The sequence below is a fragment of the Paenalcaligenes sp. genome (assembly GCF_030152715.1).
GTDB lineage: Bacteria > Pseudomonadota > Gammaproteobacteria > Burkholderiales > Burkholderiaceae_B > Paenalcaligenes > Paenalcaligenes hermetiae.
The window spans coordinates 1-7,139 of the sequence record NZ_JASLIX010000086.1 but is presented as its reverse complement, the minus strand read 5'-3'; the positions used below and the strand labels follow the sequence as shown (position 1 = coordinate 7,139).

10 protein-coding genes and 1 pseudogene are annotated in these 7,139 nt (G+C 47.3%); 7 read left to right on the top strand and 4 right to left on the bottom strand.

The window, feature by feature from the left end:
* Nucleotides 1-137: 137 nt before the first annotated feature.
* Nucleotides 138-458 (bottom strand): ATP-dependent Clp protease adapter ClpS, encoded by a 321-nt coding sequence (gene clpS, locus Q1V74_RS06765; protein ID WP_300647617.1) that lies wholly within the window; start codon nt 456-458, stop codon nt 138-140.
* Nucleotides 459-625: 167 nt separating this feature from the next.
* Between clpS and Q1V74_RS06760 the strand changes: the two genes are divergently transcribed.
* Nucleotides 626-865, top strand: a complete 240-nt coding sequence (locus tag Q1V74_RS06760) for a cold-shock protein (protein WP_260649562.1) — start codon at nt 626-628, stop codon at nt 863-865.
* 36 nt (nt 866-901) lie between these two features.
* Nucleotides 902-1,357 carry a DUF192 domain-containing protein gene (locus Q1V74_RS06755; RefSeq protein WP_300647616.1) on the top strand — a complete coding sequence of 152 codons (456 nt, stop codon included), beginning with the start codon at nt 902-904 and terminating at the stop codon, nt 1,355-1,357.
* Nucleotides 1,358-1,393: 36 nt separating this feature from the next.
* Here Q1V74_RS06755 and pcaF read toward each other — a convergent pair whose 3' ends face one another.
* From pcaF to xseA, 3 genes are all read right to left on the bottom strand, one after another.
* Nucleotides 1,394-2,596 (bottom strand): 3-oxoadipyl-CoA thiolase, encoded by a 1,203-nt coding sequence (gene pcaF / locus Q1V74_RS06750; RefSeq protein WP_300647615.1) that lies wholly within the window; start codon nt 2,594-2,596, stop codon nt 1,394-1,396.
* 173 nt (nt 2,597-2,769) lie between these two features.
* Entirely contained in the window at nt 2,770-3,351 is a 582-nt protein-coding gene (sodB, locus tag Q1V74_RS06745) for a superoxide dismutase [Fe] (protein WP_260649559.1), read from the bottom strand.
* Between the two features lie 42 nt (nt 3,352-3,393).
* Nucleotides 3,394-4,731 (bottom strand): exodeoxyribonuclease VII large subunit, encoded by a 1,338-nt coding sequence (gene xseA, locus Q1V74_RS06740; RefSeq protein ID WP_366524652.1) that lies wholly within the window; start codon nt 4,729-4,731, stop codon nt 3,394-3,396.
* Between the two features lie 57 nt (nt 4,732-4,788).
* On the opposite strand from xseA, the gene Q1V74_RS06735 reads away from it, so the two are divergent.
* The 5 genes and pseudogenes from Q1V74_RS06735 to Q1V74_RS06715 all read left to right on the top strand — a co-directional run.
* Nucleotides 4,789-5,391, top strand: a complete 603-nt coding sequence (locus tag Q1V74_RS06735) for a MotA/TolQ/ExbB proton channel family protein (protein WP_300647613.1) — start codon at nt 4,789-4,791, stop codon at nt 5,389-5,391.
* Complete coding sequence (locus Q1V74_RS06730) at nt 5,388-5,786, top strand: biopolymer transporter ExbD (RefSeq protein WP_300647612.1); 399 nt, start codon at nt 5,388-5,390, stop codon at nt 5,784-5,786. Before Q1V74_RS06735 ends, Q1V74_RS06730 begins: the two co-directional genes overlap by 4 nt.
* On the top strand, nt 5,783-6,832 hold the full coding sequence (gene lpxK, locus Q1V74_RS06725; RefSeq protein ID WP_300647611.1) for a tetraacyldisaccharide 4'-kinase: 1,050 nt from the start codon (nt 5,783-5,785) through the stop codon (nt 6,830-6,832). Before Q1V74_RS06730 ends, lpxK begins: the two co-directional genes overlap by 4 nt.
* 19 nt (nt 6,833-6,851) lie before the next feature.
* Entirely contained in the window at nt 6,852-7,025 is a 174-nt protein-coding gene (locus tag Q1V74_RS06720) for a Trm112 family protein (RefSeq protein WP_300647618.1), read from the top strand.
* Nucleotides 7,026-7,034: 9 nt separating this feature from the next.
* A pseudogene (locus Q1V74_RS06715) lies at nt 7,035-7,139 on the top strand (3-deoxy-manno-octulosonate cytidylyltransferase); the annotation flags it as partial.

Below are 7,139 nucleotides of genomic sequence, written 5' to 3'. Positions count from 1 at the left end.
TGTGCAGACTGACTTCTAATTCTTCGGAGATCATGTATCCTCCTTCACGGTAAACATAATTTCATATCTCTATCATAGAGCCTATTTAGAATCTTTAAAGGGTTTTTCATAAAAAAACCCACATCTATTAGGGCTATTTAGGCCGGTACCGGCTCCATAATACATTTCAAAGGGTGTTGTGCTTGCTGAGCGAGTTGATGAACCTGATGAATACGCGTGGCCGCGATATCCTTGGGGTATATGCCACAGACCGCCCGACCTTGGTAATGAATGGTCAACATAATGCGCTCGGCTTCGTCGGCACTTTTTCTAAACACATGCATCAACACATCTACGACAAAATCCATCGTCGTAAAATCATCATTTAGCATGATGACCTGATACAAAGGGGGCGGAGCCATATCTACGGTTAATTCCGCCTTTAGTTTTTCTTTATCTATTGTCGTATTTGTGCTCATAATCAAACTAGGTAATTTCCATAGTTGACGGGATCAAAGGTTATTAAGCATTATTAAACTAATCCTAATAGCAGATTTTAACATTTATGTCTTGCTTCTGGATTAAGCTAGGAAGCTGACACCTTCCTACTACTGTTTTTCATTTATATTGTCGAGAGGCTGTTAGCATGTCAGATATCATCACCGCCAACGGGGGTAGCGAAAAAATCTCCGGTACTGTTAAATGGTTTAATGATGCCAAAGGCTTTGGTTTTATTACCCCAGATAATGGTGGCGAAGACCTTTTTGCTCATTTTTCTTCTATTCAAATGAACGGCTTTAAAACACTCAAAGAGGGTCAAAAAGTCACTTTTGAAATTGCTCAGGGGCCAAAAGGTCAGCAGGCGTTAAATATTACTTCAGCTTAGCACCTCTCGCCCTATTTATTTTCAGTATATAAAAAAATGACATCTATGTTTACAGGGCTAAAGCGCCCTGTTTTTTATTTTTTTGTTTTATTGTTTTTGGTTATATATAAATGGAGTTGGGCGCAAAACCATCCTAACATTACTACACTAACAATCAATAACAAAAGCCTAAACGCGGAAATCGCGCAAACAGAAGCCCAACGGGCACAAGGCTTAATGCATCGCTTAGAGCTCCCCCCCGATCATGGCATGCTCTTTGTGTTCGAACAACCAAGCCGTATTTGCTTTTGGATGAAAAACACACCCTTACCTTTGAGTATTGCTTTTATTGATACCAAGGGCAAAATCACGAATATCGAGCACATGCAGCCCTTTGACTTGGCATCCCATTGCCCCACACAGCCAATTCGTTATGCTTTAGAAATGGAACAAGGCTGGTTTCAAAAGCATGGTATCCAACCGGGGGATCAGGTCCAACAGTTACCTAAGTAAAAAAGGCTTGGTTTGACCAAGCCTTTTTATTACCGCTTAAACGCGTTCCAGTAAAATCGCGATCCCTTGTCCCACCCCTATACACATTGTACAAATAGCATAACGCCCCTGTGAGCGCTGTAGCTGATTAACGGCCGCCATCACAATACGCGCCCCACTGGCGCCCAAAGGATGACCTAGGGAGATAGCACCACCATTAATATTGACGCGTGGGTCATCATCTGCCAAACCTAAACCTCGCAGCACGGCTAAACCTTGCGCTGCAAATGCCTCATTGAGTTCAATCACATCAATTTGATCCAAGGTTAAACCCGTTAACGCTAATAACTTACGTGTGGCAGGCTCAGGACCAATACCCATAATGCGCGGCTCTACACCGGCATTTACCATGGCGACAACGCGTGCCTTAGGGGTAAAGCCATGTTGCTTAGCAGCAGCCTCTGACGCCACAATTAAAGCGGCAGCGCCATCATTAACCCCAGAAGCATTCCCAGCTGTAATCGTACCATCCGCGCGCACAATAGGACGAAGCTTTGCCAACGCTTCGAGAGTGGTTTCCCGAGGATGCTCATCTTTATCCACCACCAATGCTTCGCCACGACGCTGCGGCACCGTCACAGGAGTGATCTCTTCGGCTAGGATACCCGCGGCTTGGGCCGCAGCAGTACGCTGTTGGCTACGTAGTGCAAAAGCATCTTGATCTTCGCGCGATATGCCAAACTGATCGGCCACATTTTCTGCTGTCTCAGGCATTGAGTCGATCCCATACTGTTTTTGCATTAAAGGATTAACAAAACGCCAGCCAATGGTTGTGTCATACACCGCATTATCCCGCGTAAAAGCCGCACTGGCTTTAGGCATTACAAATGGTGCGCGGCTCATGCTTTCTACACCACCTGCTAACATAAACTGGGCATCACCGGCACGAATAGCACGCGCTGCCGAGCCAATTGCGTCCATCCCTGAACCACATAAACGGTTAATTGTCATGCCAGGCACATCAATCGGTAAGCCCGCTAACAAGGCAGACATGCGAGCGACGTTGCGGTTGTCTTCTCCGGCTTGATTCGCACAGCCATAAAGCACATCATCCACTTGACTCCAATCAGCTTGTGGGTAGCGCTGCATTAAGGCTTGTAACGGTACGGCTCCTAAGTCATCGGCACGTACTTGGGCCAGGCTCCCTCCATATCGTCCGAAGGGGGTACGTAATCCGTCACAAATAAAAGCTTCGCTCATACTGTCTCCTAAAAGAATATGACTCAAATTATCTGTATTTTAAACTTATACAGTATCAAATCAAAAATCATAACCTAATTGTCCAAATAACGGTCACTCATTCGCTAGGCAATTTCCCTGAGACGCATACAAAAAACCCCGCTCAAGGCGGGGTTCTTTATGCTAGCTCTGGTTTAAGCACCAAAGTTTTTCGCTGCAAAGTCCCAGTTCACCACTTTCCAGAAGTTTTCTAGATATTGTGGGCGGGAGTTGCGGGTATCAATGTAATACGCATGTTCCCATACGTCACAGGTCAACAACGCCACATCGTCTGTGGTTAAGGGTGTTGCGGCATTGCTAGTGTTAACAATATCCACCGTACCATCGGTTTTCTTCACCAACCAGGTCCAACCTGAACCAAAGTTGCCAGCGGCCGATTTGTTGAACTCGGCTTTAAAGTTATCAAAGCTGCCCCATTTAGCATTGATGGCATCAGCCAAAGCACCGGTAGGCTCGCCACCACCATTAGGAGACATGCTGTTCCAATAGAACGTGTGATTCCATACCTGAGCCGCATTATTGAAAACACCACCAGAAGACTTTTTCACAATGTCTTCTAAGCTGTCGTTGGCCATGTCTGTGCCTTCGATCAGGTTATTTAGGTTGGTCACGTAAGTTTGGTGGTGTTTGCCGTAGTGATATTCCAAAGTTTCTTTGGAGATATGGGGAGCAAGTGCATCCAAAGCGTAAGGTAATTCTGGAAGGGTAAAAGCCATGTTTAGTTCCTTCTAAGTTGTGCTAATAATTAGCGTTGTTATTCAAAGCAAATCGTGCTTTTGTTTTAGCTTAACAAGCAGGTGGCCTTGTGCCAACTGAATATGTAAGGGTTCGTTAGCCTGTACGTCTACCGAACGTTTAATAATGTCTCCGTGCTGATTACGCACAATCGCATAGCCACGGTCCACAATGGCTTCAGGGTTAAGAGCATGTAAGGTATGGCATACCGCTCGCAAGCGCTGTTGGTGCTGCTGTAGCTGCTGCTGCACCAAGGGCTGTAAACGCTTTTGCGCCAAAACAACCTGCTGCCGAGCCCCTTGCGTCTGTGGCACACAACGTAACAACCTATGCTGCAAGTAACGTAATTGCTGCTGTTGTGGTTGGATCGTGGCGCTTCTTTGCATGCGCGCTACAAGCTGCTGCAGCTGCTGACGCCTATGCAAAATACGCTGCTCAGGGGATACTAACCGCCCAGTGGCTCGATCCAAGCGCAAGCTAGCACGCTCTAGTATTCTAGCCTGACATTGCTGTAAGCGCCTAAATAACCCTAACAGATCCGCGTTACTTTGTGCTTGACTGGCACAGCACAGCTCAGCGGCTGCCGTTGGGGTCGGCGCACGCACATCGGCAACAAAGTCCGCAATCGTTACATCAGTTTCATGCCCTACCCCACTAATAATGGGGATAGGACTCGCTTTTATCAAGCGTGCTAAGCGCTCGCTATTAAAGCTCCATAAGTCCTCGAGGCTACCGCCACCACGAACCAATAAAATGGTGTCTACGGCTTGATCGGCAATAGCTTTACCTAATGCTGTACACAATTGCTCCTGAGCTTCCTCGCCCTGAACGGCGGCAGGGTAGACATATACCTCGACATGCGGAGCCCGACGGCGCATCGTGGTTAACACATCACGCAAGGCGGCTGCGGCTAAAGAGGTCACCACCCCGATACGTTGTGGTACACGGATCGGCGTTTTTTTAGAAGCAGAGTCAAATAAGCCCTCATCTGCTAATTTTTGTTTTAAGCGCTCAAACTCGGCATGTAAGTCCCCTAAACCAGCTCGCTGTAAGCTTTCGACCTGGAGCTGATAATCCCCCCGAGGCTCATAAAGCGTCACCGCAGCATAAAAGCGATATTTTTCACCCTGTTTGGGCATAAAGCCCACTCGCAATGCTCGCCCCCTAAACATTACCGCTTTAACAGCCGCTCTTTCATCTTTGATGGTGAAATACCAATGGCCGGATGCGGCTTGGGTAAAATTGGAAATCTCCCCTTCTACCCATATGCGTCCCACCTGCTGCTCGAGCAAAGCAGCAATATGACGGTTAAGCTGACTCACTGTCAGACTACGCGTTGTAGAATTCGCAGTAGAATACAAGTTCACTCCCTTGGTATAAATCGTAATGGCTGTATTCAACACAAAAAGGATTTACACGTGCTAAGTATTATTCAAGCCGCAGGTTGGCCGATTTGGTTTTTATTACTGTGTTCCATTATAGGCCTAGCATTAATTATAGAGCGAGGGATTAGTTTGCGCAGTGCCGCGGTATTTTCAACTGCAGCACGCGATCATGCCTACGAGCTTGCGCGGCAAGCCCACCCCAGCGCAGAGCAAATTCAACGCTTACAAAAAACCAATGCGTTAGGGCATATCTACGCCAGCCTATTACAAAACAAAGACCAACCTGAAACGGTACGCCAACACGCTGCCGAAGATGCCGGCAGCGAGGTCTATTTCCAGCTAAACCGATACCTCCCAGCCTTAGGGACTATCGCGGTTATCGCCCCCTTATTGGGCTTATTTGGCACCGTAGTAGGTATGATTGAGATTTTCGCTTCGTATCAACCTCAGGGCAGTGACCCGACGTTATTAGCCAATGGGATTTCTATGGCACTCTATAACACAGGCTTTGGCATTATCATCGCTGTGCCGGCTTTGATTGCTCACCGCTATTATCGTTCACGTAGTGATTATTTACTCCACCGCCTAGAAATAGAGGCTAGCCGTTTCAACCGCTTTCTTAGCCAACTATCATGAATTTTCGGCGCCGACATACATTTTCCACTGATGAGGTCCGAGTGGATTTTATCCCCCTTATCGATATTTTATTGGTGGTGCTTATCTTTATTACAGCGACCACCACCTTTAACCAACTCCACGAAATCCCTGTGCAACTACCAAGCGCAGAAGGACCGAGTCTTAGTCCTGAAAGCCATGTGCTTGCCATTAGCCAAGATGGACAGTTTGCTTTAAATGGTCGCTTTTTAAGTCAAGGGCATGATGCTCTTAGCGAGGCGTTAACGGCACTACCCAATAAAACCTCTGTATTGATTTATGCTGATGCCAACGCCCGTCATGCCGTGGTTATAGAGGCTCTCGAAGCCGCTCGTCATGCGCAATTTGAAAAAATCAGCTTTGTCACACAACAATGAAACTGCAAGCCCAAATTGAATCATGGCTACATCAACAGTGGAGCAAAAAAGGCGTGTTTAGCCTAGTTATGCGTCCCCTAAGCAAGCTAGCCCGATACTATATTAAGTATCAATCCCAGCAACCTCGCGCTCAGCTCCCCTTTACCACTCCACCGATTATTGTCGTAGGTAATATTATTGTTGGTGGGGCAGGCAAAACGCCAGTCGTTCTCGCACTCTGCGAATATCTTAAAAATCAAGGTTGGCAACCTGGAATTATTAGTCGTGGCTATGGCGTGACTATTATCGGACCAGCTCGAGTGGGTCAAGGCGTCTTATCTGCTGCAGATTTTGGCGATGAACCCAGCCTTATCGCTCAACAGACAGGAGCGCCCATTGCCGTCCATCCCCAACGCGTTCAAGCACTCACCGCTCTTTGTCAGCAACATCCAGAGGTCAATGTGGTCATTGCAGACGATGGGCTTCAACACCAGGCCTTACCACGAGATATTGAAATTATTGTGCAAGACCAACGTGGTATAGGAAACGGCTTAGTCTTACCAGCTGGACCATTACGAGAACCCCCTTCGCGCTTACAGCATGCTGATTGGCTTATTACACAATTACCTGCTTTGAGCCCCATGCCTACCACACCAGCTCCTGCCACAGCAAATCGCTCTGTCACAATGTGCTTACAAGCTACTCAGATGCAACAGCTATACACAGGCAAACGGCTCACTTTTAGCGACTGGTTAGCACAATATCGCCAATGCTCAATGACCGCTTTAGCCGCTATTGGACAGCCACAACGCTTTTTTTCTATGCTAGAGCAAGCTGGCTTACAGCTTGAGCAGTGTATCGCTCATGCCGACCATCGCCCAATTGCTGCCTCCACCTTTAGTCAACAAACCGCCTCTATACTGTTAATTACTGCTAAAGATGCCGTAAAATGCACCGATATATCAGACCCAAGAATCTGGGTGGTGCATGTTGCCCCCCAGTTCACCCCTAGCACATGGCTCGTTGATCTAGAACAAAAGCTGCATGAGCTGACCCTGCTAGGCTAAAACATAGAGAGAATCAATGATGGAACCCCATTTACTTGCTATTCTAGTTTGCCCACTTTGCAAGGGTAAGCTCGAACACAATGCTGCCCAGCAACAACTAGTTTGCCCTGCTGACAAACTTGCTTACCCCATTCGCGATGGTATCCCAATCATGCTCAGCAGCGAAGCCATCACGCTATCCGATCAAACCTAAATTACGCTTATGTCTTTTACTGCCATTATTCCTGCGCGTTTAGCCTCGACCCGACTGCCTAATAAGCCTTTAGCAGATATCGGCGGCAAACCCATGGTAGTACGCACCGCAGAG